Annotated in this window: 25 protein-coding genes; 24 read left to right on the forward strand and 1 reads right to left on the reverse strand. The window is 61.6% G+C overall.

Translation table 11 applies throughout. The features are described 5' to 3' along the window. The first annotated feature begins 100 nt into the window (after window positions 1-100). The 19 genes from ACX3M4_RS23600 (at window position 101) to hypE (ending at window position 19,578) form a co-directional block, all read left to right on the forward strand. Entirely contained in the window at window positions 101-1,840 is a 1,740-nt protein-coding gene (locus tag ACX3M4_RS23600; protein WP_459355413.1) for an ABC transporter substrate-binding protein, read from the forward strand. A 176-nt stretch (window positions 1,841-2,016) separates the two neighbouring features. Continuing rightward, window positions 2,017-3,081: an ABC transporter ATP-binding protein gene (locus ACX3M4_RS23605; RefSeq protein WP_459355414.1), complete on the forward strand. Its 1,065-nt coding sequence runs from the start codon at window positions 2,017-2,019 to the stop codon at window positions 3,079-3,081. An 11-nt stretch (window positions 3,082-3,092) separates the two neighbouring features. Next, a complete protein-coding gene (locus tag ACX3M4_RS23610) occupies window positions 3,093-4,184 on the forward strand; it encodes an ABC transporter ATP-binding protein (protein WP_459355415.1) in 1,092 nt (363 codons plus the stop codon). After that, the gene (locus ACX3M4_RS23615; RefSeq protein WP_459355416.1) at window positions 4,181-5,047 is read left to right on the forward strand and encodes a carbohydrate ABC transporter permease; all 867 of its coding nucleotides are present in this window, start codon (window positions 4,181-4,183) and stop codon (window positions 5,045-5,047) included. Before ACX3M4_RS23610 ends, ACX3M4_RS23615 begins: the two co-directional genes overlap by 4 nt. 11 nt (window positions 5,048-5,058) lie before the next feature. After that, the gene (locus ACX3M4_RS23620; RefSeq protein WP_459355417.1) at window positions 5,059-5,856 is read left to right on the forward strand and encodes a carbohydrate ABC transporter permease; all 798 of its coding nucleotides are present in this window, start codon (window positions 5,059-5,061) and stop codon (window positions 5,854-5,856) included. Then, window positions 5,856-6,134, forward strand: coding sequence for a DUF2160 domain-containing protein (locus ACX3M4_RS23625; protein WP_459355418.1), 279 nt, complete (start codon window positions 5,856-5,858; stop codon window positions 6,132-6,134). The genes ACX3M4_RS23620 and ACX3M4_RS23625 overlap by 1 nt, the downstream gene beginning before the upstream one ends. Window positions 6,135-6,268: 134 nt before the next feature. Beyond that, window positions 6,269-6,664: a BlaI/MecI/CopY family transcriptional regulator gene (locus ACX3M4_RS23630; protein ID WP_459355419.1), complete on the forward strand. Its 396-nt coding sequence runs from the start codon at window positions 6,269-6,271 to the stop codon at window positions 6,662-6,664. Then, the gene (locus ACX3M4_RS23635) at window positions 6,651-7,838 is read left to right on the forward strand and encodes a M56 family metallopeptidase (RefSeq protein ID WP_459355420.1); all 1,188 of its coding nucleotides are present in this window, start codon (window positions 6,651-6,653) and stop codon (window positions 7,836-7,838) included. Before ACX3M4_RS23630 ends, ACX3M4_RS23635 begins: the two co-directional genes overlap by 14 nt. A gap of 126 nt (window positions 7,839-7,964) precedes the next feature. Further along, window positions 7,965-10,298, forward strand: coding sequence for a carbamoyltransferase HypF (gene hypF / locus ACX3M4_RS23640; protein ID WP_459355421.1), 2,334 nt, complete (start codon window positions 7,965-7,967; stop codon window positions 10,296-10,298). A 384-nt stretch (window positions 10,299-10,682) separates the two neighbouring features. Further along, window positions 10,683-12,563: an NAD(P)H-dependent oxidoreductase subunit E gene (locus tag ACX3M4_RS23645; RefSeq protein WP_459355422.1), complete on the forward strand. Its 1,881-nt coding sequence runs from the start codon at window positions 10,683-10,685 to the stop codon at window positions 12,561-12,563. Further along, window positions 12,560-13,288, forward strand: coding sequence for a 2Fe-2S iron-sulfur cluster-binding protein (locus ACX3M4_RS23650; RefSeq protein ID WP_459355423.1), 729 nt, complete (start codon window positions 12,560-12,562; stop codon window positions 13,286-13,288). Before ACX3M4_RS23645 ends, ACX3M4_RS23650 begins: the two co-directional genes overlap by 4 nt. Next, on the forward strand, window positions 13,285-13,854 hold the full coding sequence (locus tag ACX3M4_RS23655) for an NADH-quinone oxidoreductase subunit B family protein (RefSeq protein ID WP_094072290.1): 570 nt from the start codon (window positions 13,285-13,287) through the stop codon (window positions 13,852-13,854). Before ACX3M4_RS23650 ends, ACX3M4_RS23655 begins: the two co-directional genes overlap by 4 nt. A gap of 14 nt (window positions 13,855-13,868) precedes the next feature. Continuing rightward, window positions 13,869-15,311 carry a Ni/Fe hydrogenase subunit alpha gene (locus ACX3M4_RS23660; protein ID WP_459355424.1) on the forward strand — a complete coding sequence of 481 codons (1,443 nt, stop codon included), beginning with the start codon at window positions 13,869-13,871 and terminating at the stop codon, window positions 15,309-15,311. Between the two features lie 204 nt (window positions 15,312-15,515). Beyond that, entirely contained in the window at window positions 15,516-15,977 is a 462-nt protein-coding gene (locus ACX3M4_RS23665; protein ID WP_459355425.1) for a hydrogenase maturation protease, read from the forward strand. Beyond that, complete coding sequence (hypA, locus tag ACX3M4_RS23670) at window positions 15,970-16,311, forward strand: hydrogenase maturation nickel metallochaperone HypA (RefSeq protein ID WP_459355426.1); 342 nt, start codon at window positions 15,970-15,972, stop codon at window positions 16,309-16,311. The genes ACX3M4_RS23665 and hypA overlap by 8 nt, the downstream gene beginning before the upstream one ends. Beyond that, on the forward strand, window positions 16,311-17,120 hold the full coding sequence (hypB, locus tag ACX3M4_RS23675) for a hydrogenase nickel incorporation protein HypB (RefSeq protein WP_459355427.1): 810 nt from the start codon (window positions 16,311-16,313) through the stop codon (window positions 17,118-17,120). The genes hypA and hypB overlap by 1 nt, the downstream gene beginning before the upstream one ends. A 12-nt stretch (window positions 17,121-17,132) precedes the next feature. Continuing rightward, window positions 17,133-17,396 carry a HypC/HybG/HupF family hydrogenase formation chaperone gene (locus ACX3M4_RS23680; RefSeq protein WP_459355428.1) on the forward strand — a complete coding sequence of 88 codons (264 nt, stop codon included), beginning with the start codon at window positions 17,133-17,135 and terminating at the stop codon, window positions 17,394-17,396. Continuing rightward, window positions 17,393-18,544, forward strand: a complete 1,152-nt coding sequence (gene hypD, locus ACX3M4_RS23685) for a hydrogenase formation protein HypD (protein WP_459355429.1) — start codon at window positions 17,393-17,395, stop codon at window positions 18,542-18,544. The genes ACX3M4_RS23680 and hypD overlap by 4 nt, the downstream gene beginning before the upstream one ends. A gap of 5 nt (window positions 18,545-18,549) precedes the next feature. Beyond that, window positions 18,550-19,578 carry a hydrogenase expression/formation protein HypE gene (gene hypE, locus ACX3M4_RS23690; protein ID WP_459359494.1) on the forward strand — a complete coding sequence of 343 codons (1,029 nt, stop codon included), beginning with the start codon at window positions 18,550-18,552 and terminating at the stop codon, window positions 19,576-19,578. 30 nt (window positions 19,579-19,608) lie between these two features. Here the strand turns inward: hypE and ACX3M4_RS23695 are convergent, their stop codons facing one another. Next, on the reverse strand, window positions 19,609-20,478 hold the full coding sequence (locus ACX3M4_RS23695; protein WP_459355430.1) for a MurR/RpiR family transcriptional regulator: 870 nt from the start codon (window positions 20,476-20,478) through the stop codon (window positions 19,609-19,611). A gap of 174 nt (window positions 20,479-20,652) precedes the next feature. Between ACX3M4_RS23695 and ACX3M4_RS23700 the strand changes: the two genes are divergently transcribed. The 5 genes from ACX3M4_RS23700 to ACX3M4_RS23720 all read left to right on the forward strand — a co-directional run bounded on the left by ACX3M4_RS23700 (window position 20,653) and on the right by ACX3M4_RS23720 (window position 26,018). Then, complete coding sequence (locus ACX3M4_RS23700) at window positions 20,653-21,423, forward strand: N-formylglutamate amidohydrolase (RefSeq protein WP_459355431.1); 771 nt, start codon at window positions 20,653-20,655, stop codon at window positions 21,421-21,423. Beyond that, window positions 21,416-22,012, forward strand: a complete 597-nt coding sequence (locus tag ACX3M4_RS23705) for a TRAP transporter small permease subunit (RefSeq protein WP_459355432.1) — start codon at window positions 21,416-21,418, stop codon at window positions 22,010-22,012. Before ACX3M4_RS23700 ends, ACX3M4_RS23705 begins: the two co-directional genes overlap by 8 nt. After that, complete coding sequence (locus ACX3M4_RS23710; RefSeq protein ID WP_459355433.1) at window positions 22,012-23,352, forward strand: TRAP transporter large permease; 1,341 nt, start codon at window positions 22,012-22,014, stop codon at window positions 23,350-23,352. Before ACX3M4_RS23705 ends, ACX3M4_RS23710 begins: the two co-directional genes overlap by 1 nt. Before the next feature lie 125 nt (window positions 23,353-23,477). Beyond that, the gene (locus tag ACX3M4_RS23715) at window positions 23,478-24,527 is read left to right on the forward strand and encodes a TRAP transporter substrate-binding protein (RefSeq protein WP_459355434.1); all 1,050 of its coding nucleotides are present in this window, start codon (window positions 23,478-23,480) and stop codon (window positions 24,525-24,527) included. A gap of 123 nt (window positions 24,528-24,650) precedes the next feature. Then, window positions 24,651-26,018, forward strand: coding sequence for a glutamine synthetase family protein (locus tag ACX3M4_RS23720; protein ID WP_459355435.1), 1,368 nt, complete (start codon window positions 24,651-24,653; stop codon window positions 26,016-26,018). Window positions 26,019-26,098: the final 80 nt, after the last annotated feature.

The raw sequence follows: 26,098 nt of genomic DNA on the forward strand, positions 1-26,098 counted from the left end.
TTATCTACTAAAAATTTAGTTTGACATCATGGCGATGCTGTGACCATCTATGCCTAGCCGGATAAGAACGGCGTTATTTATCTCACGGGAGGAGATGCAGATGCGTAAGTATCTACTCTCCGCAGTCGCAGCAGGTGCTGTGCTTGCGGGAGCAGGGTCCGCTTTTGCCGATGAAGCAGCGGCGCAAAAGTGGATCGACCAGGAATTCCAGCCATCCGTTCTGTCGAAAGACGAACAGCTTGCAGAAATGCAGTGGTTCATCAAGGCGGCCGAACCCTTCAAGGGCATGGAAATCAACGTCCTTTCCGAAGGCATTCCGACGCACTCCTACGAGTCGGAAGTTCTGACCAAGGCCTTCGCGGAAATCACCGGTATCAAGGTCAATCACCAGATCCTCGGCGAAGGGGAAGTGGTGCAGGCCGTGCAGACCCAGATGCAGACCGGCCGGAACCTCTACGACGCCTATGTCAACGATTCCGACCTGATCGGCACCCATTCCCGTCTGCAGCTGGCCTATAACCTGACCGACTGGATGGCCGGCAACGGCAAGGACGTCACCAACCCGGGCCTGGACCTCGCCGACTTCATGGGCACCCAGTTCACCACGGGCCCGGACGGCGATCTCTACCAGATGCCCGACCAGCAGTTCGCGAACCTCTACTGGTTCCGCAAGGACTGGTTCGACCGAGAAGACCTGAAGACGGCCTTCAAGGAAAAATACGGCTACGATCTCGGCGTTCCGGTCAACTGGTCCGCTTATGAAGACATCGCCGAATTCTTCACCAAGGATGTGAAGGAAGTCGACGGCGTCCAGATCTACGGCCACATGGACTACGGCAAGCGCGCACCGGATCTCGGCTGGCGCATGACCGACGCCTGGCTCTCCATGGCAGGCGCCGGCGACAAGGGCGAGCCGAACGGCATTCCGGTCGACGAGTGGGGCATCCGCATGGAAGCCGGTACCTGTAACCCGGTCGGTGCCTCGGTATCCCGCGGCGGTGCCGCCAACGGCCCGGCCGCTGTCTACGCCATCCGCAAGTGGGATGAGTGGCTGCGCAACTACGCCCCTCCGGGTGCTGCCAGCTTCGACTTCTACCAGTCCCTGCCGGCGCTCAGTCAGGGCAACGTTGCCCAGCAGATCTTCTGGTACACCGCGTTCACCGCGGACATGGTGAAGCCGAAGTCCGAAGGCAACAACACGGTGGACGAGGAAGGCACGCCGCTGTGGCGCATGGCTCCGAGCCCCCATGGTCCTTACTGGGAAGAAGGCCAGAAGGTCGGTTATCAGGACGTGGGTTCCTGGACCATCCTGAAGTCCACCCCGGAAGACCGCGCGAAAGCTGCCTGGCTCTACGCACAGTTCGTGGTTTCCAAGACGGTTGACACCAAGAAGAGCCATGTCGGTCTGACCTTCATTCGCGACAGTACGGTGAACCATGAATCCTTCACCGAACGGGCTCCGAAGCTTGGTGGTCTGGTCGAGTTCTACCGGTCTCCGGACCGTGTGGCCTGGTCGCCGACCGGCATCAACGTTCCGGACTATCCGAAGCTGGCGCAGATCTGGTGGCAGCAGATCGGTGACGTGAACTCCGGTGCGTTTACCCCGCAGGAAGCCATGGACCGTCTGGCGGAAGAAATGGACATCGTCATGGCCCGCATGCAGCAGGCTGACGAACGGGCGAATGTCTACGGCGGCTGCGGTCCGCGTCTCAATGAAGAGAAGGATCCGGAATACTGGCTGTCTCAGCCGGGTGCTCCGAAGCCCAAGCTCGAAAACGAGAAGCCGCAGGGCGAGACCGTGAACTACGACGACCTGGTTGCCCGCTGGGCAAAGAACTAACCAGGACGGCGGGCTCTGGCATCCTCCAAAGGTTCTATTGAGCCCCGGGATGCCAGGCACCCATCACCGCAACACCGGACCGGGGCTTGACCCCGGTCCACCACCGATCCGAAAGTGACAGGCCGCGAAACCGAAGTTTCGCCTATAATGGCCGTCCGGACGCGGGCAAAAAACACATGTCTCTAGAACTCAAGAACGTCAGCAAGCGCGTTGCAGGCATCACCCATGTCAAGGATACGAGCCTGACGCTGCATCCCGGCCACTTCAATGTTCTCCTCGGAGAAACCGGTTCGGGCAAGACCTCGCTGATCAAGCTGATGGCCGGCCTCGACAGCCTGGCCTCCGGGCAGATCATCCTCAACGGCAAGGATGTATCGCGCCTGTCCGCGCAAAAGCGCAACATCAGCCTGGTGCACCAGTTTTTCGTCAACTACCCGCATATGTCGGTCTTCGACAATATCGCCTCGCCGCTGAAAGTTGCCGGCGTCGCGAAGTCCGAGATCGAGGGCAGGGTGGAAGAGGCGGCGAAGCTCCTGAAGCTGAACCCCTATCTGAAGCGCAAACCGAACGAACTTTCCGGCGGCCAGCAGCAGCGTACTGCGCTGGCGCGGGCCATCGTCAAGGAAAGCGACGCGGTGTTCCTCGACGAGCCGCTTGCCAACCTCGACTACAAGCTGCGCGAGGAACTGCGCGACCAGCTTCCCGAGCTCTTTGCCGGCCGCGGTGCGGTTGTCGTCTATGCGACTTCCGAACCTGAAGAAGCCCTGCTTCTGGGCGGGAAAACGGCGCTGATGACAGACGGCAACGTGGTCCAGTTCGGCCCGACCGCCGAGATTTATCGCAGGCCGAAGGATCTGGACGCCGCCAAGGTGTTTTCCAACCCGCCGATCAATATCGCGCCGGTCACCAAGCAGGGCGATACGATTGTCCTCAACACTGCCACCAGCTGGCAGGTGACGGGGCCGTCGGCCGGACTTGCGGACGGACCCTATTCGCTGGCGATCCGGCCGCACCATGTGTCGCCGGTTGAAACCGCCCATCACCGGGTGAAGCTGCAGGGCCGCGTTCTGGTGACCGAGCTCTCGGGCTCGGAGAGCAGCGCCCATTTCGACATGGACGGCCATTCCTGGGTGTCGCTGTCGCCGGGTGTGCACCCCTATTTCGTCGGTGAGGTCCACACCTTCTATCTGGATCCGAACCACTGTTTCTTCTTTGCGCCTGACGGCGAGCTGGCGGCCTGAGGGGGAGCATCATGGCACAAATCACACTCTCTAATCTCCGCCACAGCTATTCGCCCAATCCGGCGAATGATGCCGATTATGCGCTGAAGAAGATCGACCTGACCTGGCAGGACGGCGGCGCCTATGCGCTGCTCGGTCCGTCCGGCTGCGGCAAGTCCACGCTTTTGAACATCATCTCCGGACTCCTGATCCCGTCGGAAGGCAAGATCCTCTTCAACGATCAGGACGTGACGGCCCTGCCGCCGGCAAAGCGCAACATTGCCCAGGTGTTCCAGTTCCCGGTCATCTACGACACCATGACCGTCTACGACAATCTGGCCTTTCCGCTCCGCAACCGCGGCCGCGACGAGGATGTCGTCAAACGGCGGGTGACGTCGATTGCGGAGATGCTGGAAGTCACGGAGATGCTGAATGTCCGCGCGGCAAACCTGTCGCCGGACAACAAGCAGAAGATTTCCATGGGCCGCGGCCTGATCCGGGAAGATGTCAACGTCGTCATGTTCGACGAACCGCTGACCGTGATCGATCCGCACCTGAAATGGAAACTGCGTTCGAAGCTGAAAGAACTGCACCAGCGGGTCAAGGCGACGATGATCTACGTTACCCACGACCAGACCGAAGCGCTCACCTTCGCCGACCAGGTGGTGGTGATGCAGGACGGTGAAATCGTGCAGATCGGCACGCCCGTGGACCTCTTCGAGCGTCCGACGCACACCTTTGTCGGTCACTTCATCGGCTCGCCGGGCATGAACGTTCTGCCCTGCGATGTCCGCGACGGCGCCACCTTCCTCTTCGGCGACAAGGTCGCCCTGGAAGGCCCGGTGACCGGCGTTGCCGACGGCAAGGCGGAAGTGGGTATCCGGCCCGAATTCGTCACCGTGTCTGCGAACGGTCCGGGCATTGCGGCGAAGGTCCGCAAGGTCGCCGATATCGGCCGCCACAAGGTGGTCGAGGCGATCGCCCACGACACGCGCATCAACGCCATCCTGGACGGGGACGCCCCCAACCAGGGCGACGCGGTGATGCTCGACTTCAAACAATCCCAGACGCGTCTCTACAAAGACGGCTGGCTGGCGAGCCAGCCAGAGGGAGGGGCACAATGAAAACGCAAAATCAACGCGCCTGGTTCTTCGTAACCCCGGTGCTTCTCCTCGTCGCCTTCAACGCGCTCATCCCGATGATGACCGTGGTGAACTATTCGGTCCAGGAGACCTTCGGCGACAACCTGTTCTTCTGGCAGGGCCTCGACTGGTTCGAACAGGTTCTGAAATCGGAGCGTTTCCACAACGCGCTCGGACGGCAGTTCCTGTTCACCTTCCTGATCCTCATCATCGAGGTGCCGCTCGGCGTCGCGATCGCGCTCTCCATGCCGAAGAAAGGCATCTGGGTACCGTTCTGCCTCGTCACTATGGCCCTGCCCATGCTGATCCCGTGGAACGTCGTCGGCGCCATGTGGAACATCTTCACCCTGCCGGATATCGGCCTGCTCGGTTACTTCATGAACCATGTCCTGGGTATTTCCTATGACATGACCCAGAACCCGATCGCAGCCTGGGTGACCATCATCGTCATGGACGTCTGGCACTGGACGTCGCTGGTGGTGCTGCTTGCCTATGCCGGCCTTGTCTCGATCCCCAACGCCTATTACCAGGCTGCCGAGATCGACGGCGCATCCCGCTGGGCCGTGTTCCGCTTCATCCAGCTGCCGAAGATGAAAACGGTGCTGACCATTGCCGTGCTGCTGCGCTTCATGGACAGCTTCAACATCTATACCGAGCCGTTCGTGCTGACCGGCGGCGGTCCTGGCAACTCCACCACGCTGCTTTCGATCGACCTTGTGAAGATCGCCCTCGGTCAGTTCGACCTGGGTCCGGCAGCCGCCATGTCCCTCATCTACTTCGCCATCACGCTGTTCGCCTCCTGGCTGTTCTACACGCTGATGACGATGAACGATAACAAGGCTTAAGGAGAACCGACATGCGCCTCAAAAGCCTGGTTCCCATCATCTACATCCTCTTCCTGATGTTGCCGATCTACTGGCTCGTCGCAATGAGTTTCAAGACAACCAACGAGATCCTGTCGGGCTTCACCCTGTTCCCGCAGACCTGGACCTTTGCCAACTACATCGACATCTTCACCGATCCGACGTGGTACTGGGGCTACATCAACTCGATCATCTACGTGACCATCAACACGGTCATCTCGATCACCGTGGCCCTGCCGGCAGCCTATGCCTTCTCGCGCTACTCCTTCGTGGGCGACAAGCACCTGTTCTTCTGGCTGCTCACCAACCGCATGGCGCCGGCCGCCGTCTTCGCGCTGCCGTTCTTCCAGCTCTACTCGGCTGTCGGCCTGTTCGATACGCATCTGGCCGTTGCCCTGGCTCACTGCCTCTTCAACGTGCCGCTGGCGGTCTGGATCCTGGAAGGCTTCATGGGTGGGGTGCCGAAGGAACTGGATGAAACCGCCTATGTGGACGGTTATTCCTTCCCGCGTTTCTTCATGACGATCTTCCTGCCGGCGATCAAATCCGGCGTGGGCGTGGCAGCATTCTTCTGCTTCATGTTCTCCTGGGTGGAGATGCTGCTTTCGAAGACACTGACGGCCGTCGAAGCCAAACCCATTGCCGCCGTGATGACCCGGACCGCCTCCTCCGCGGGATATGAACTCGGGCTTCTGGCGGCCGCCGGGACCCTGACCATCATTCCCGGCGCCATCGTCATCTACTTTGTCCGTAACTACATTGCCAAGGGCTTCGCCCTGGGGAGGGTGTAATGCTCGGTTGGATGGCCTGGACCTGGCCGACGGCAGCGCTTTTCGTCGGTATCTTTTCCGCAATCGGGTTCCTCACCGCGCTGGAACTCAAATATCCCGGCGGCCATGCCCGCCGGGGCGTCCTGGGGCTCGAGACGACCCGCGGCGACCGGCTCTTCATCACGCTGCTCGGGACGGCCTATATCTTTCTGGCCTGGCTCGGCCTGATGGGCTACCCGCTCTGGGCACCGCTGGGCCTGAGCATCGCCTGGGGCGCCTTCTGCTTCTGGAAAGTGTAACGACCTGCCCTGTCCCGGTTCTTCGGGGCAGGGCATTTTTCCATAAACGACTAAAAGAATAGTATTCTCCGATTTTCTGGTGCATGAATGAATGTGTAGCCACATCCATTTTCCGCAATTGGCGCAGGACAGTAATGAGAAAGCGTAAGAGCAACGAGTTTTTGACCGAAGTCGAACTGGAGTTCATGACCGAACTCTGGAAGCTCGGTGAAGGCTCCGTGCGGGACATCCTGGCATGTCTGCCGCCGGAGAGAAAACTCGCCTATACGTCCTGTGCCACCATCATGCGGATCCTGGATGAAAAAGGCTTCGTGGACAGCCGCAAAGAAGGCAAGACATTCATCTACTCCCCTCGGCTGACCCGGGATACCTACCAGTCCCGTTCGCTCCGGAACCTGTCAGACAAACTGTTCGACGGCACGCCCGCCTCGCTGGTGGCCCGCCTTGTCGACGAATACGAGCTTTCGGAGGGCGATCTGGAGGAAATAAGAGCGTTGCTGGACAGGAGGAGGACAGATGACGCTATTTAACCAGATTTTCGATATCTATATCGATCTGAACATCACACTGGCCATTACCGCGCTGGTGTGGCTGAGCGCCAAGCTTCTGCTGGCCCGGTTCGGCAGCAAGGTCGACTTCTCGGTGCAGCTCACGCTGCTGAACGGGTTGTTCGCCCTGATCGTCCTGTCCCCGGCCGCCGTCGCACTGCATCAGTTTCTGCTGATGCGGGAAGTTGTCCCGCCCGCCCTGTCCGTCAATCTGGCCGACTATGCCGTCTCGCAATACCTGCGTGGCGGCATTGCCATTCCGGCGGAGGACTTTCAGTCCCTGCTTGGACTGCGCATGCGCCTCAGCGACAGCATCCTGACACTCAGCCCGGGCTTCGGGGCCGGCATCGCGCTGGCGCTGCTGGCGGGCTTTACCTATTTTGCCGCAAAGCTCGCCGTCAGCTTCGTCAAGCTTTACCGCATGCTGGCCACCTGCCACGCCTGGCACAGCAACGGCCGGGTGCATCTTCTGCTCTCCGACCATGCGCTGGTGGCGTTTTCCGCCCGCGGGCTGCGCCGTCACTATGTGGTAATCCCGTCCGACCTCCTGACACAGCCGGACGATCTGAAACTGGTGCTGAAGCATGAGCTGCAGCATCTGCGCCAGGGCGACGTTGCCTGGGAAATCGGCCTGGAGGTGCTGCGGCCGTTCTTCTTCTGGAACCCGTTCTTCTATATCTGGAAGTCCGAGGTGGAACGCCTGCGTGAACTCGCCTGCGACCAGAAGGTTGCCGAAAACGCCCATGTGGACCTGCGGTCCTATTGCATGTGCCTGCTGCGCGCCGCCCAGGCGGGTCTCCGGAAACGCAAGGAACTCGCCGGTCGCGACCGGTCCAGCGGCATTGCCGCCGTCGCGCTTCTGGAAGTCCAGGACAAGCTGCTGCGCCGCTCGCCGGCCCAGAAGCTGCGCCGCCGGGTGGAGGCGCTGCTGGTCACCAACCGTATCCGGCCGCATTGGGGCGTCACCTGCCTTGCCGTGATGCCGATGGTCGCGGTGATCTTCCTGACGGCCCTGTCGATCCAGAAACCGGCCGACTGGAGCCAGGACCGGCTGATGCTGTCGGCCATCATCAATCTGGAACGCCTGGAAACCCGCAATGGCGCCATGGAGCTGCTGCAAACGGCAAGCAGCTTTGGTGAGCGCCCGCTGCGTTGACCAAGTCTGAGAATGCCCCGGAGGGGATGCCCCTCCGGGGCATTTTTCTTTCCAAGACCGGTCCCGCTTGATTTCGGCCGCCAAAGCGGGTCTGAAGGAACCAGTCAGTTCCAGAGTTCCTGAAGCGTGCCGGACACCAGTCTTTCCATCACTGCCAGGTCCATAAGGATCAACGGCCTCGTCCAGGGCGTCGGCTTCCGGCCGTTCGTGTGGACGCTCGCGAACGAGCTTGGTCTCTGCGGTACCGTGCGGAACGATGGTGCAGGCGTCCTGATCGAGGTGCAGGGTCCGGCGCACGCGCTTGAGCGTTTTTTGGACGGTCTCTGTCAGCAAACACCGGTGCTTGCCCGGATAAAGAAGGTGGAAATCACCGATCTGCCGGTTACAGGATCTGACGAAGGGTTCCGTATCCTCACCAGCGGGCAGGGACCCGTGGCAACCGGTGTTGTGCCCGATGCCGCCACATGTCCGGCCTGTCTCGCCGATATCCGCAATCCCGCCGACCGGAGGCAATCCTACGCCTTCACCAATTGCACCCATTGCGGTCCGAGACTGTCGATCCTGCGGCACATTCCCTACGACCGCGCATCGACGTCCATGGCGGCCTTCCAGATGTGCGCGGTCTGCGAAGAGGAATACGAAGACCCGGCCGACCGTCGCTTCCACGCCCAGCCGGTTGCGTGTCCCGAATGCGGTCCCAGGCTCTGGTTCGAGGAGGCCGATGGCCATCGGATGTCCGGCAATCCCGTGAAGCTTGCAACGGCAAGGCTGAAGGCTGGTGCGATCCTGGCGATCAAAGGCCTTGGCGGGTTTCAGATCGCGGTCGATGCGTCGAACGAAGCGGCTGTCGCCGAGCTTCGCCGCCGCAAGCACCGACCGGCCAAGCCACTCGCGTTGATGGCCGGAGATGTCGATCAGATCCGGCAATACGCCCGTGTCAGCGAAGCTGAAGCGGAGCTTCTCAAGAGCCCGGCAGCCCCTATCGTTCTTCTGCGGAAATCGGGACCAGAACTTTCGGAAAGCGTTGCCGGTGGTTTCGACAGGCTCGGTTTCATGCTGCCGAATACGCCCCTGCACCACCTGCTGATGGCGGAACTGGACGGGCCCATCGTGCTGACCTCGGGAAACCTTTCAGACAACCCGCAGGAGACGGACAATGCGGCCGCGCGGCTGAACCTTGCCGGGATCGTCGACGGTTTCCTGATGCACGACCGGGAGATCCTCAACCGGCTCGACGACAGCGTCGTGCGCATCGACCGGGCTGGTCCCGCCATTCTGCGCCGGGCGCGCGGCTACGCACCAGCGCCGGTCCGGCTGAAGGTCGAATTTGAAACGGCACCCCGCATCCTTGCTCTTGGCGGCGAGCTGAAATCCGCGTTCTGCCTTTTAAACGGCCGCGATGCGATCCTGTCGCAGCATATCGGCGATCTGGAAAACGCACCGACGCTGGCGGACTACAGGAAGATGCTGCGGTTCTATCTGGACCTCTTCCAGTTCAAACCCGAGCTCGTCGCCGTCGATGCCCATCCGCAATATCTGTCGACGCAACTGGGCGATCAGCTTGCAAGGGAGATGGACGTTCCGCTGATGCGGGTGCAGCACCATCATGCCCATCTTGGTGCCTGCCTCGCCGAACAGGGCAGCGAGATGGGCGGGGAGGTTTTCGGCATCATTCTGGACGGTCTCGGCTGGGGGGTGGACGGTACGGGCTGGGGCGGGGAGATCGTGAAAGGCGGTCTTCGCGGCTTTGAGAGGGTGGGGCATTTTCAGCCCGTGGCGCTGCCGGGTGGTGCAGCGGCGATCCGCGAGCCATGGCGGAACCTTGCCGCGCAGCTCCTTGCGGCCTTCGGTCCGGATTACCGGGAACAACTCGTTGGAACCGGGCTCGAGGTGCGGTTCGCCGGCCGATCATCGACTATGCTCGACGAGATGATTGCCAAAGGCATCAATGCGCCGCTGTCTTCTTCTGCCGGACGCCTTTTCGATGCAGTAGCCGCCGCGCTCGGCCTTTGTCCGGACCGGCAGAACTTCGAGGGGGAGGCGGCCATGCGGCTGGAAGCGCTGGCGGCTGCAGCCTTGGGCGACGAGGTTGGGTATCCGCTGGACGTCACACAGTCCCCGGCTGCGGTTCTTTCCTTCCGGTCTCTCTGGACGGCGCTGCTGCGGGATCTTCGCGCAGGTGTGCCGGCGGAAATCATCTCCGCCCGGTTTCATCTCGGCCTGATCGACAGCCTTGTCCGTGCACTACCGGTGGCGGGCGCGAAAACGTCCGATGCCGTGGCGCTTTCCGGCGGCGTCTTCCAGAATGCCGTCCTGCGTGACGGCCTGACGGAACGGCTTGAGGCGGAGGGCTTCAGGGTGCTCAACCATAGGCAAGTTCCGGCCAATGACGGCGGCCTGGCGATCGGACAGGCGGTGATTGCGGCTGTGCAGGCAGAGAGCCGAACTCTGTCGAACTGAGCTTGGGACTAGCTCGCTGCCTCATCCTGAGGAGCTTGGCAAAGCCAAGCGTCTCGAAGGATGGGCAACAAACTCAGAGCAAGCGGCCCATCCTTCGAGAAGCCGCCAGGGCAGCTCCTCAGGATGAGGTTTGCTGGGGTGGCAGGCATTTGAGGGAGTTGCCGTCCCACTCGGTCTGATCGCTTTAGCACCCGGTCCCTGCCCCGATTTTGTGCAGGTTGATCTTTCTCAAAGACGGGTTGCCACAACTTTGGGAGCGTGAAGGTCTCGAGAGATTTCACAGGTCTGTTGCGGACCATGGTCATCATGTGATGCAGTCCGAGTTGGTCTCAAATCGATTTAACGATCGGGGCGCGACGCCTGGCAGTTGTGGAGAGGGATGCCATGGACAATGGCCACAAGTCCGGCAACGGGGTTGCGACGGCGGCGTGCGATGTCGCGCCGGTGCCGGAAGCGGAGATCTTTGCGATCTGCTCGGCTTTCGGCAACGACAGGCACAGGATGCTGGACATCCTGCGCGAGGTGCAGGACCGCTACCGCTGCATTGCGCCTTCGACAATGGACCACATTGCCACCGCCACTGGCCTCACTCGGATCGAGGTCGAAGGGGTTGCGAGCTTCTATTCCTTCCTGTCGTTGACGCCGAAGGGCCGGGTCACGATCCGGCTTTGCGACGATATCGTCGACCGGTTTTCAGGACTCGAAGAAGTTACCGGCGTCTTCGAGAAAGTTCTGGGCATCAAGATCGGACAAACATCTGCCGACGGCGCCTTCTCGCTGGAAGTGACGCCCTGCATCGGCATGTGCGACCAGGCTCCCGCCGCCATGATCAACGACATCGTCCTGACCAGGCTGACACCGAAGAGTGCCCGCGCTGCTGCCGAGGCTTTGAAGGCGGGACAGCACCCGGAGCTCCTCGTCAGCGAGCGCTTCGCGGTGTTGACGCCGCATGAGCGGGCGTTGCACATGGTCGACAACAGCATTCGCCATGCGGGGGAAGTGTTGCTAGGGCCGGTGCCGCTGGATGCGGGTCTTTCGAAGGCAGTTTCGCTGACGCCGTCGCAGATCATCACGGCGATCGAGGAGAGCGGCCTGCGCGGCTGCGGCGGCGCCGGGTTCACGACGGGACGCAAATGGCGTTTTGCCGCCGGTGAGCGTTCCGAGAAACACTTCGTGCTCTGCAATGCCGACGAGGGCGAGCCCGGCACCTTCAAGGACCGCGTGCTGCTGACCGAACGGCCGCATCTTCTGATCGAAGGCATGACCATCGCGGCCAGAGCGGTCGGCGCGCGCGAGGGCATCCTTTATCTGCGCGGCGAATATGTCTACCTGCGCGAACATCTGCTTCAGGTCCTGGACGAGCGCCGCCAGCGTGGCTTGCTGGGGAAGGATATTCTTGGCGTCAAAGGCTTCGACTTCGATGTCCGGCTTCAGTTGGGGGCAGGGGCCTATATCTGCGGTGAAGAGGGCGCCCTGATCAGCTCCTGCGAAGGGCTGCCGGGCGAGCCGAAGACCCGTCCGCCCTTTCCGGTCAACCGCGGTTATCTCGGCTATCCGACGGTGGTCAACAATGTCGAGACCTTCTGCCACGCGGCACGCATTCTCGATCGCGGGGCTGCCTGGTTCCATACCATGGGCACGGAAGGGTCTCACGGCACCAAGCTCTTTTCCATCTGTGGCGATTGCCTCAACCCGGGCATCTACGAGCTGCCCTATGGCCACAGTGTCTGGGACATCCTGGATATGGCGGGAGGGCAGGATGCGGCCGCCGTGCAGGTCGGCGGGCCGAGCGGCACCATGATTGCCCGCGACAGCTTCGACCGCAAACTCACTTTCGACGATCTCGCTACGGGTGGCGCCATCATCATCTTCAACGGTGCGCGCAACATCCTGGAGATCGTCGAGTACTACATGTCCTTCTTCGTGCATGAGAGCTGCGGCTATTGCACGCCCTGCCGGGTGGGCAACGTCTTCCTGCAAAAGGCGATCGCCAAGTTCCGCAGGGGCCTCGCGAACGCGGAGGACATCGACTACCTGAAAGACCTGTCCGGAACCATCATCGAGACGAGCCGTTGCGGCCTCGGCATGACCTCGCCCAACCCTATCCTGACGACGCTCAAGAATTTCCCGCTCGTCTATTCGGCGATGATCAAGCCGAGCAAGGACGGCATCCGAGACACGTTCGACATCCAGTCGGCCATCGATGGCGCGCGCAAGATCGCCAAGCGCCGCTCCTATATCTTCGACAAGGATTTCTCCCAATGAGTGGCACCAAGAAGGAGACCGGCTTTTCCTTCACCATCGACGGGGTCGAGGTGACGGCTTATGCCGGCCAGACGATCATGGAGGCCGCCGACGAGGCAGGGGTCTATATCCCGCGCCTGTGCGATCACGAAGGCCTGCGTCATCAAGGCAGCTGCCGGGTATGCACGGTGAAGGCGGGCGGGCGCAGCGTTGCCGCCTGCACCCAGCCGGCAGCCCCCGGCCAGGCGGTCGAGAACGAGACGCCGCATCTGACCAAGATGCGCCGGGATCTCGTTGAGATGCTGTTCCACGAGGGCAATCATCTCTGCCCGATTTGCGAGGCGAGCGGCAATTGCGAATTGCAGGCGATGGCCTACCGGCTCGACATGACGGAAGCCACGAAGTTTCCCTATCTGGAACCCTGCCGGGCGCTTGATGCGTCTCACCCGGATATTGCCCTCGACACCAACCGCTGCATTTCTTGCGGGCGCTGCATCCGCGCCAGCCAGGACGTCGATAGCAAGGGCATCTTCGGCTATGTCGGCCGCGGCATTCACCGCCGCGTCGCCGTCAATGGCGAGAACCTTGCCGATACCGACGCCGAGGTGACGGATCACGCGATCAGCGCCGAGGTCTGCCCGGTCGGCTGCATCATCCGCAAGCGCGTCGGCTTCACTGTCCCGATCGGCGAGCGGGAATTCGATCGTGGGCTCATCGGCCACGAGATCGAGGAGAAGCGCAAATGAGCGAGTTGCCCAAGGCAAGGATCGCGACCGCCTCGCTTGCCGGCTGCTTCGGCTGCCACATGGCGATCCTCGACATCGACGAGCGGCTGATCGAGCTGATGAAGCTGGTGGACGTGGACCGCTCGCCGCTGACCGACAAGAAACGCTTCACCCAGCGCTGCGACATCGGCATCATCGAGGGTGGCTGCTGCAACGAGGAGAACGTGCATGTGCTGCACGATTTCCGGCGCAATTGCGATGTGCTGATCGCGCTCGGCCAATGCGCTATCATGGGCGGCCTGCCGGCCATGCGCAATGCGATCATGCATTCCGACGCGCCTTTGCGCGAGTGCCTGGACGAGGCCTATATCACCGGCAAATACATCCGCAACACGACGCACAACGTGCCCAACGACCCGGCCCTGCCGCTGCTGCTGGACGAGGTCTATCCCTGTTCGCAGGTGGTGGAGATCGACTATCAGATTCCGGGCTGCGCGCCGAGCGGCGACATCATCTTCGACACGCTGGCAAAGCTGCTGACGGGCAAGTTCCGCGGCTTTGAACGCGACATGATCAAGTTCGACTGAGGCGGGAGGTCGATATGAGTGAACCCAGACTGATAGAAATCTCGCCGGTCACCCGCGTGGAAGGCCATGGCAAGGTCACCATTCATCTCAATGCCGAGAACGAGGTCGACGAGGCCCGGCTGCACATTGTCGAGTTCCGCGGTTTCGAACGTTTCATTCGAGGCCGGCTGATGTGGGAAGTGCCGGTCATCGTGCAGCGGCTCTGCGGCATCTGCCCGGTCAGCCATCATCTGGCGGCCGCCAAGGCGATGGACATGATCGCCGGTGTGGACCAGCTCACACCGACGGGCGAAAAGATGCGCCGGCTGATGCATTACGGCCAGGTGATGCAGTCGCACGTGCTGCATTTCTTCCATCTGGCGGCGCCGGACCTGCTCTTCGGCTTCGGAGCGCCTGCGGAAAAACGCAACATCTTCGAGGTGATCAAGGAGCAGCCGGAACTCGGAAAGCGGGCCGTCCTGATGCGCAAATACGGCCAGGAAATCATTGAGGCAACAGCGGGCAAGAAGGTGCATGGCACCGGCGCCATACCGGGCGGCATCAACCGCAATCTGCCCATCGAGCGGCGGGATCATTTCCTTGCCTCCATCGACCAGATGATCGAATGGGCGCAGGACGCGGTAAAGCTGGCGCGGGACTACACGCTGGAGCATGAGGAGCTCGTCGCCGAGTTCGGCTCCTTCCCGTCCAACTATATGTCTCTTGTCAGGGAAAGCGACGGCGCGCTGGATCTCTATCACGGCAACTTGCGGGCCCTCAGTTCGACCGGCGACATGATCTTCGACCAGGTGCCTTACACGAAATACCACGAACTGATCGTCGAGGACGTGCGCTCCTGGTCCTACATGAAATTCCCCTTCATCAAGACGCTTGGTCCGGATGCGGGCTGGTACCGGGTCGGGCCGCTTGCGCGCATGAACACGGCCGCCTTCATCGACACACCGCTGGCAAATGCCGCGCTTCAAGACCTGAAAGCCGTCACCAGCGGCACGCCGAACAACTCGACACTGGCCAACCACTGGGCCCGGATGATCGAGGTGCTGCACTGTGTCGAAAAGATCTTGGAGTTGCTCAACGATCCGGACCTGCAGGGCACGGACCTCATCGCAACGGGCGACCGGCGGGAAGAGGGCATCGGCGTGATCGAAGCGCCGCGCGGCAACCTCATCCATCACTACAAGGTCGACGAGAACGACCAGGTCACCTACTGCAACCTGATCGTCTCGACGACGCACAACAACGAGGGCATGAACCGGGCGGTGAAGGACGTCGCCGTCAAGCATCTCTCCGGCAAGGAGCAGATAACCGAGGGCATGCTCAACCATGTCGAAGTGGCGATCCGCGCCTATGACCCCTGCCTCTCCTGCGCCACCCACGCCCTCGGCCAGATGCCGCTGCAGGTGGAGCTGTTCGATTCGGATGGCGCACTGGTCGACAGCCGGACGCAGTGTGTTTGACATGACATCCCCTCCTTCTGTCATCCCGGACGAAGCGAAGCGGAGATCCGGGACCGGTGAGCCCGGAACTCTCCTTCGGCAACAGAGGATCGGAGAGGATTGTGGCTCCCCGGTCCCGGCTCGCGCTGCGCTTGGCCGGGATGACGATGGAGGGGGCGCGAGCTTCGACCGCTCTTACAGGATCTCAAGTTCGGGGACACTCTCATGCTGCTGATCGGTTACGGCAATCCGGGGCGGGGGGATGACGGGTTGGGACCTGCATTCTCCGAAGGCATGGCCGCACGCGGATTGCCGGGGCTTGAGGTCGATACCGATTATCAGCTCGTTGCCGAACATGCGCTGGCAATCTCTGAACATGATCTGGTGATCTTCGCCGATGCGGAAATCGGCGGGAGCGAAGCCTATTCTTTCCGGGAAATCCAGCCGGGTGCGCCTGAAGTGCTCGGCAGCCACAGCCTGGTTCCGGAAACAGTGCTGGCGTTGTGCGAGACGCTCTACGGTTTACGGCCGAAGGCCTATGTGCTCGGGATTTCCGGATACGACTATGGTGAAGTGAAGGAGGGTCTGTCTGACCTGGCTGCCACAAATCTCTCCAAAGCCGAAGGCTTCTTTCTAGAATGGTTAGCCGGCGTATCTTCCTTAGCGTCGGAGGTCGCCGATGCATGAGATGTCGCTCTGCGAGAGCATCCTCGATATCCTGAAAGACCAGGCGAAGAAGGACAGTTTCAGCCGGGTGACCCGCGTTCTCGTCGATATCGGCCCGCTCTCCTGCGTCGAGCCGGAAGCGCTGCAGTTCGGGTTCGACGTGGTGATGAAAGGCTCGCTTGCCGAAGGCGCCGTGCTGGAGATCGCGCGGCCGCCCGCAGAAGCCCTGTGTCTTACCTGTTTCAAAACCGTCCCACTGAAGGACCGGTTCGATTGTTGTCCCAAATGCGGCTCGCAAGCCCTGCAGGTCGTCAGCGGCGAAGAGCTGAAAATCCGGGAACTGGAGGTGGTGTGATGTGTACGGTTTGCGGTTGCTCCCACGATCATGAACACGGGCCGGAGCATGAGCATGGACATGAGCACGGTCACGTGCATTTCGGCGAAGGCGAGGCGGGTGTTTCCGTTGCCGGCATGAGCCAGGCGCGGCTGATCAGGATCGAGGCGGATATTCTCGGCAAGAACAATGACTATGCCGCGCAGAACCGGGAGGTTTTTGCAAAGAAGGGCGTCACTGCTCTGAACCTCGTTTCCAGTCCGGGCTCCGGCAAGACGGCACTGCTGGTCGAGACCCTGAAGCAGCTCCGTGGCAAGGTTCCGGCAGCCGTCGTCGAGGGCGACCAGCAGACCTCGAACGATGCCGACCGGATCCGGGAGACCGGTGCGCCGGCGTTCCAGATCAACACCGGCAAGGGCTGTCATCTCGACGCGCACATGGTTGGTCATGCGCTGGAAAAGCTGCCGCTCGACGAAGGCTCGGTGCTCTTCATTGAAAATGTCGGCAATCTCGTCTGCCCGGCCGGGTTCGATCTCGGCGAAGCCCACAAGGTGGTCATCCTGTCGGTGACGGAAGGCGAGGACAAGCCGCTGAAATATCCGGATATATTTGCGAAGTCCGATCTCATGATCCTCAACAAGACCGATCTTCTGCCCCATCTTGATTTCTGCGTCGGCGCAGCAATCAAAAACGCCCGGCGGATCAATCCGAAGATCCAGGTGCTGCAGGTGTCCGCCCGCACAGGCGACGGCATGGAGAGCTGGCTTTCCTGGCTGGACGGGGCGATGAAAATGCAGGCGGCGGGCGCACGCGGCCTCGCTGCCGAATAGGAGAATTCAGCCATGTGTCTTGCCATCCCCGCAAGGGTCGTTTCCGTCGACGGTGACGACATGGCGACCGTCGCCCTGGAGGGCATTCGCAAGCCGGTCTCGACCGCGTTGCTGGATGAGGTCGCCGTCGGTGATTATGTGCTCGTCCATGTCGGCTATGCGCTGCACAAGCTGAGCGAAGAAGAGGCCGAACGGACCCTGCAGCTGATGGCCGAAGCCGGTGTGCTCGCCGAAGAGCTGGAGGAGATGGCCGGCACAGAGGGGGCGGGCGCATGAAGTATATCCGCGAATTCCGGGACGGCCGGCTGGCGCAGAAGCTAGCAACGGCCATTCGCCGCGAAGCCGATCCGAAGCGCCGCTATCACTTGATGGAATTCTGCGGCGGCCATACGCATGCGATCTTCCGCTATGGCGTCCAGGACATGGTGCCGGAGAACGTCGACTACGTGCACGGCCCCGGCTGTCCGGTCTGCGTCCTGCCGGTGCGGCGGCTGGACGATGCGGTCGAACTGGCACTGAAGCAGAACGTCATCCTCACCACCTATGGCGACATGATGCGGGTGCCGGGCACAAAGCAGAAAAGCCTCATCCGCGCGAAGGCCGAGGGCGCGGACATCCGCATGGTCTATTCCACCCAGGATGCGTTGAAGATCGCGCGGGGAAACCCGGACCGGCAGGTCGTCTTCTTCGCCATCGGCTTCGAGACCACGACACCGCCGACAGCAGTCGCAATCCTGCAGGCCAAGGCGGAGGGCCTGAAAAATTTCTCCGTCTTCTGCAATCACGTGCTGACGCCGCCGGCAATCGCCCATATCGTCAACGCACCTGCCGAACCGGGAGAAAAACCGGTCAAGATCGATGGCTTCCTGGGCCCCTCGCATGTCAGCTCGGTGATCGGCTGGGAACCTTATGAGCCCGCGGCAAGAGATTTCAGGAAACCTGTCGTCATTGCCGGCTTCGAACCCCTCGACGTGATGCAGTCGACCCTGATGCTGATCCGCCAGATCAACGAGGGCCGGCACGAGGTGGAGAACCAGTACACCCGCGTCGTGACCCGGGAAGGCAATCGCAAGGCTCAACGCCTCGTCGACGAGGTGCTGGAACTGCGCCGGACCTTCGAGTGGCGAGGGCTGGGATATGTGCCCGACAGCGCCCTGAAGATCCGCGCGACATTTTCCGAGTTCGATGCGGAGGAGCGCTTTGCGCTGACGCCGAAGGAATCGCGTGAGGTGAAGTCCTGCGAGTGCCCGGCCATCCTGCGCGGCGTCAAGAAGCCGACCGAGTGCAAGCTCTTCGGCACGGTCTGCACGCCGGAAAACCCGATGGGAGCCTGCATGGTCTCCTCGGAAGGAGCGTGCGCCGCCTACTGGACCTATGGCCGCAAGCGCGAAACGGTCGCCGCCGCCAAGGGAGCTGCCGCGTGACCAGCATGGATCCGCAAGCCAAATTCAGGACCGGCGCGGTCGACATGACCCATGGTGGTGGTGGCCGTGCCATGGCGGAGCTGATCGAGGACCTGTTTCACCGGCATCTGAAGAACCCGATTCTCGATCAGGGCCATGACGCCGCCGTGCTCGACGTGCCGCCGGGCCGGCTGGTGATGTCGACCGATGCCCATGTGATCTCTCCGCTGTTCTTTCCGGGCGGCGATATCGGCTCGCTTGCCGTCCATGGCACCCTGAACGACGTGGCGATGGCCGGTGCAAGGCCGGTCTCGCTCACGGCCAGTTTCATTCTGGAGGAGGGCTTTCCGCTCGCCGATCTGGAGCGGATCGTGATGTCCATGGCCCGCGCCGCGAGGGAGGCCGGTGTGCCGGTGGTCTCAGGCGACACCAAGGTGGTGGAAAAGGGCAAGGGCGATGGCGTCTTCATCACCACCAACGGCATCGGTGTGCTGCCGGAAGGCGTTGCGATTTCGCCCAAGGCCGCCAGACCGGGTCAGGCGGTGCTGCTCTCCGGGACTATCGGCGATCATGGTGTCGCCATCCTGTCGAAGCGGGAGAACCTGGAGTTCGAAACGGAAATCCGCTCAGACAGCGCTGCCCTGCACGGACTTGTCGCGGAGATGATCGATACCGTCCCGGGCATTGCGGTCCTGCGCGATCCGACGAGGGGTGGGCTGGCAACGGCGCTGAATGAGATTGCGCATGCCTCCGGTGTCGGTGTGATGCTGCAAGAGAGCGCGGTCCCCGTCAGCCCGGATGTGGAAGGGGCCTGCGAGCTGCTGGGGCTCGACCCGCTTTATGTCGCCAACGAAGGCAAGCTGATCTGCATCTGCGAGGCTTCGGATGCGGACAGGCTGCTGGAGGTGATGCGCGCGCATCCGCTTGGGAAACAGGCGGCTAAAATCGGCGAGATCGTCGAGGATGAAGACCGCATGGTCGTCATGCGGACAGGCTTCGGCGGCATGCGGGTGGTTGACTGGCTCTCGGGCGAGCAACTGCCGCGGATCTGCTGAAAGGACCGAACAGAACCTGCGCGATCAGTTTCAGATATCCGGTCCCATCGCCCGGCCTTCGGTGGTCGGGTCGATGTCGTTGCGGAGTTTTTCCAGCGCCCGCATGCGCTCCTGGGCCCGTTGCTGGTTCTCGCGGGTGACGCCGGCAATCAGCACTTCGGCGATAGCCATCAGGGCAAGTGAACTGTCCCAGGGCGAGGGCACGGCAACACGGGCCGGCAGGACAAAGCTGGCGATGCGGCCGACGGGCGACATCCAGCTGTCGGTGACGAGCGCCACCGTCGCGCCCTGGCGGGCGGCGGCTTCCGCGAACTGGATGATCTCCGCCTGGTAGCGGCGGATATCGAAGACGACGACGACGTCTTTGGAGCCGATGCCGATCAACTGGTCAAGCCAGTTGCCCTGCTGCCCGGCGACGTGATTGACGTTGGGCCGGACGATCCTCAGATGCGCCGCCATGTAACGGGCAAGACCATCGGTGAAGCGGCCGCCGATGAGGTGCACGGTCTTGCGTTCGTCCGAGAGCAGTTTGATCAGGCCGGTGAGCTCGCCCTTCGGCAGATGGGCAAACGTCTCGCGGACATTCTCCAGCAGCTGGCTGACATGCGGGTCGCCGACCGGGTCGCCCTCCATGTTGGCGCTGCGCGCCAGGGGCGAGTTCAACTGGCTTTCAAGCTCGCTGCGCAGTTTCCTCTGGAACTCCGCAAATCCGGGAAACCCGAGCCGTCCGATGAAGCGCAGGATGGTCGGCGAACTGACGCCGGCAGCTTCTGCAAACTGAGCAACGGTGCCAAGCCCCTGCATTGGGTAATTGGCCATCAGGGCATGGGCCGCTTTCTTTTCCGTCGCGGTGAATTCGTCCAGTCGGTCGCGGATGTCTTCCAGAAGAGGGCGTTCCATGGGCGTCGGCCTGTTTCCATTCGATGCCGCCGAATTTCATTTGACAGCGGTGGCATTCTGCGTATCAAATATTACAGAACTTAGTTAAGTCGGCAATCCTGTAATAAACATTACAAGAAACAGGGCCGATCTTTCAGGGAGTTGGGAATGGGAGCAGGTCCCCAGGCTGGAGGAATGACCCGGGCCGTCGCCGTAGAGAATGCGGAAGGCGCTGGTCCTTTCGTCTTTGTCTGCGACCACGCCTCGAATTTTCTTCCGCCCCCCTATGATACGTCCCTCGGCATCACCGAGGCGGACAAGAGCGCCCATATCGCGTGGGACCCGGGTGCGCTTGGCGTTGCCAGAGGGCTTTCCAAAAGCCTCGATGCGCCGCTTGTCTACACCACCGTTTCAAGGCTGATCATCGACTGCAACCGCGAGGAAGACCGCGCCGATCTGATCCCTTGCCTCAGCGAGGTGACCGAGATCGCCGGCAACCGCGACCTGAGCGCGGAGGAAAAGGCTTTCCGCATCGGTCTGGCCCACCGGCCGTTTCACGAAACGATCGACAGGCTGATCACGGAGCGCCTGGAAAAGGGCCTGCCGACAGCCGTGGTGTCGATCCATTCGTTCACACCGGTCTACAAGGGCCGGTCCCGGCCCTGGGAGATCGGCCTGATTTCGGACAGCGACCGGCGTCTGGCCGATCCGGTCCTTGCGGATCTGAAACGGCAGGGAGAACTGACCGTCGGCGACAACGAGCCCTATGCGCCGTCCGACGGCGTCTACTATACGATCCATCGTCACGGCGAGGACAGGCAGCTGCCCTGCCTGATGATCGAGATCCGCAACGACGAAGTGACGACGGCAGCCGAAGAAGACCGCTGGAGCGATCTGCTGGCGCCGATGCTGGCGCGGGCCGCGCAAGCGGCATCGAGCGCCCGTGCGGGAGGTGCCCGTGCTTAAGGTTGTCCGCGCCTATATCCATGTCGTCGACGGCTTCAACCGCGGTCTCGGCAAGATCATCATGTGGGGCGTCTTCGTCATGGCGGCGATCCTCTTGTGGTCGTCGATCTCCAAGTCGTTCTTCAATCCCTCTCTCTGGACGCTGGAAGTCGCCCAGTTCGCAATGGTCGCCTACTACATCCTCGGCGGGCCCTATTCGATCCAGATGGGGTCAAATGTGCGCATGGACCTTTTCTATGCGGAATGGAGCGCGAAGAAGAAGGCCTGGTTCGACGCCTTCACCGTGCTGCTGCTGATGTTCTATCTCGGCGTCCTGCTTTACGGGGCACTGAATTCCACCGCCTATTCCCTCGGCTATTTCGGCAAGGATTCCATCGGCTTCTGGTGGGATCTGCTGGTCACCTTCGTTACCGGCGGGCCGGAAGCCGCAAGCGAAAAACTCGGTTACATCGAGCGCAGTCCGACCGCCTGGCGGCCGTATCTGTGGCCGGTCAAGGTCATCATGATTTTTGGGTTCTTCCTGATGCTGCTGCAGGTCTTTTCAGAGTTTCTGAAAGATATCGCCCGGATCAAGGGAGTGACGCTCTGATGTCGTATGAGATGATCGCTCTCCTGATGTTCTCGTCGATGATGCTGATGCTCCTGACGGGGCAGCGCGTCTTCGGCGCCATCGGCGGTATTGCCGCGATCGCGGCGCTGTGCCTTTGGGGCACCGGCGGCGGCGACATTCCGTTCTCCGCCGCCATGAAACTCATGAAATGGTATCCGCTGCTGACGCTGCCGATGTTCATCTTCATGGGCTACATCCTGTCGGAGACCAAGATCGCCGACGATCTCTACCGGATGTTCCATGTCTGGATGGGGCCGGTGAATGGCGGCCTCGCTATCGGCACGATCCTGCTGATGGTGCTGATCTCGGCCATGAACGGCCTGTCGGTCGCCGGCATGGCCATCGGTGCCACCATCGCGCTGCCCGAACTCCTGAAGCGTAAATACGACAAGCGAATGGTGACCGGCGTGATCCAGGCCGGGTCGTCGCTCGGGATCCTCGTGCCGCCGTCGGTGGTGCTGGTCCTCTATGCCATGATCGCCCGCGCACCGGTCGGCCAGCTCTGGCTGGCGGGTATCGTCCCGGGCCTGATGATGGCCGGCATGTTCGTCGTCTACATCTATATCCGCTGCAAGGCGAACCCCGAGCTCGGCCCAGCCCTCAGCGCGGAAGAGCGCGCGGCGTCAGCGGATGAAAAGTACCATCTGCTGCTGGCGGGCATCCTGCCTCTTGTGATCTTCGCGGCCATGATGGTGCCCTTCGTCATGGGCTATACCAGCCTGGTCGAAGCCTCCGCCATCGGGGCGCTGACTGCGCTGCTCGCGGCCATCTTCCGCCGCCGGCTGACGATGGACATCCTGATCCTCTGCCTGAAGAACACGCTCGGCATCTCGTGCATGTTCATGTGGATCATCCTGGCGGCCCTCGGCTTCGGGGCGGTGTTCGACGGGTTGGGCGCGGTCAAGGCGATCGAGAACCTCTTCACCGAACAGCTCGGCCTGTCTCCCTGGATGATCCTGATCCTGATGCAGCTCTCGTTCCTGGTGATGGGCACGTTCCTCGACGACACCGCCATGCTGGTGATCGTGGCACCGCTCTATGTGCCGCTGGTGGCGACGCTCGACCTCGGCATGCCGGCGGGCGAGGTGCTGATCTGGTACGGCGTGCTTTATACGATCACCACCCAGATCGCCTATATGACGCCGCCCTTTGGCTACAACCTCTTTTTGATGCGGGCTATGGCGCCCAAGGAAGTCACCATGCGCGACATCTACGGCTCGATCACGCCGTTTGTCGGTGTGATGATCCTGGCGCTGGCGCTCGTGATGACTTTCCCGCAAATCGCGCTGTGGCTGCCGGACCTGGTGTACGGCAGATAGCGGAGGAAACGGGACAACAAGAACAACGTCCGGAGGAAACGGAGTTGGACTGCGGAACCACGAGAGCCGGAAAACGGCCCAACCGCTGACGCTGAAGCTGAAACTGAAACTTAGGGGAACTTGAGATGACCAACAGACGTGAGTTTCTGAAAAAAGCCGGTCTTGGCACTGCTGCCGCTGCCGGTGCAACCACCCTTGCGGCTCCGGCCGTGCATGGCCAGACGCAGATCAAGTGGCGCTTGCAGACTTATGCCGGTCCGGCGCTTGCCGAGCATGTGATCAAGCCGCATATCGATGCCTTCAACAAGGCCGCCAACGGCGAGATGGTGATCGAGCTCTACACCGCCGACCAGCTGGTGCCGACGGGCGAGCTTTTCCGTGCCATGCAGCAGGGCACCATCGATGCCGTGCAGTCCGACGACGACTCAATGGCGTCTCCGACGGAAGTCACCGTCTTCGGTGGCTACTTCCCGTTCGCCTCCCGCTATTCCCTCGACGTGCCGGTGCTGTTCAACCAGTATGGCCTGAAGGAAATCTGGGAAGAGGAATATGCCAAGGTCGGCGTGAAGCATATCTCCGCCGGTGCCTGGGATCCGTGCCACTTTGCCACCAAGGATCCGATCCGCTCGCTGAAAGACCTTGAAGGCAAGCGCGTCTTCACCTTCCCGACCGCCGGCCGCTTCATGGCCCAGTTCGGTGTCGTGCCGGTCACCCTGCCGTGGGAAGACATCGAAGTCGCCGTGCAGACCGGCGAACTCGACGGCATTGCCTGGTCGGGCATCACCGAGGATTACACCGTCGGCTGGGCGGATGTGACCAACTACTTCCTGACCAACAACATCTCCGGTGCCTGGGCAGGGTCCTTCTTTGCCAACCAGGAACGCTGGAACGAGCTGCCGGATCACCTGAAGGCTATGCTGCAGTTGGCCATGGACGCCTCCCATTACTATCGCCAGTGGTGGTACTGGGGCGGTGAGGCGAACCTGCGCGTCAATGGCACCAAGATGGAGCTGACCTCGATTCCGGATGCCGAATGGGCGACGGTGGAAGAAGCTGCGATGGCCTTCTGGGACGAGATTGCTGCTGAAAGCCCGACCAAGGCCAAGGTCGTCGAGATCTTCAAGAAATACAATCAGGACATGAAGAAGGCCGGCCGGCCTTACCGCTACTCCTGATAGAGGCCCGGCCGCGCCATCCTTAGGCAGGCGCGGCCATGACTACCGGTCCGGAGCGAACCCTCCGGACCGGGATTTTCGGACCAAGACAAACGATCCGCCTAACCTGGGAACACTCGCAAAATGCCTGGCAACCTGTCCTTCGATGCGCTGAAATCTCTCGTCTCTTCCGGAGAGATCGACACGGTGCTGACCTGCATTGTCGACATGCAGGGGCGTCTCATGGGAAAGCGTTTCCACGCCCAGCATTTTGTCGACAGCGCCTATCATGAGACCCATTGCTGCAACTACCTGCTGGCGACGGATCTCGAAATGTACACGGTCGAAGGCTATGCCTCGACCAGCTGGGCCGGCGGCTATGGCGACTATGTCATGAAGCCGGATCTGTCGTCGCTTCGCACCGTGCCGTGGCTGGAAGGCACCGCCATGGTGATGTGCGACGTGCTCGACCATCACACCCACAAGGACGTGCCGCATTCGCCGCGCGCCATGCTGAAGAAGCAGGTCGCAAGGCTGGCTGAACTCGGCCTGACGCCGATCATGGCGACCGAACTGGAGTTCTTCCTGTTCGAGAAGAGCTATGACGAGATGCGCAAGAGCGGTTTCCGCGACCTGGAGCCGATTTCCGGCTACAACGAGGATTACCACATCCTGCAGACCACCAAGGAAGAGGATGTCATGCGCCCGGTGCGCAACCACCTCTATGCCGCGGGCATTCCGGTGGAGAACACCAAGGGCGAGGCCGAGGCCGGCCAGGAAGAGCTCAACATCAAATATGCGCCGGCGATGGACACAGCCGAATATCATTCCATCGCCAAGCACGCGGTGAAGGAAATCGCCTGGGCGAAGGGCCGTTCCGCGTCGTTCCTGGCCAAGTGGCACCACACCCGCGTCGGCTCGTCCTCGCATGTGCACCAGTCGCTTTTCGACAAGGACGGCAACAACGTCTTCGTCGATCCCAAGGCCGAGCACGGCATGTCGGAGACGATGCGCCACTATGTGGCCGGGCTGATCAAATATGCGCCCGACTACACCTATTTCCTGGCGCCCTACATCAACAGCTACAAGCGCTTCCAGAAGGGCACCTTCGCGCCGACCAAGACCGTCTGGTCCATCGACAACCGCACCGCCGGTTTCCGGCTCTGCGGCGAGGGCACCAAAGGGCTCCGGATCGAGTGCCGCATCGGCGGTTCCGACCTCAACCCCTATCTGGCCCTTGCCGTGCAGATCGCGGCGGGCCTCAAGGGCATGGAAGAAAAGCTGGAGCTTGATCCGCCAACGACCGGCGACATCTACGATGCCCGCAAGGCCAAGGTGATTCCGCAGACCCTGCGCGATGCCCGCGAGACCATGCGCAAGTCGAAGTTCCTGCGCGATGCGTTTTCCGACCAGGTGATCGACCACTATGCCCGTGCTGCCGAATGGGAGCTGGAAGAGTTCGACAAGGTCGTCACCGATTACGAGATTGCCCGCGGCTTCGAGCGGGCGTAAGAGGCGATGAAGATGACAGCCAACACACCTCATCCTGAGGAGGACCTCTAGGTCCGTCTCGAAGGATGGCCGCTTGCTCC

Source organism: Roseibium sp. M-1 (assembly GCF_054515675.1).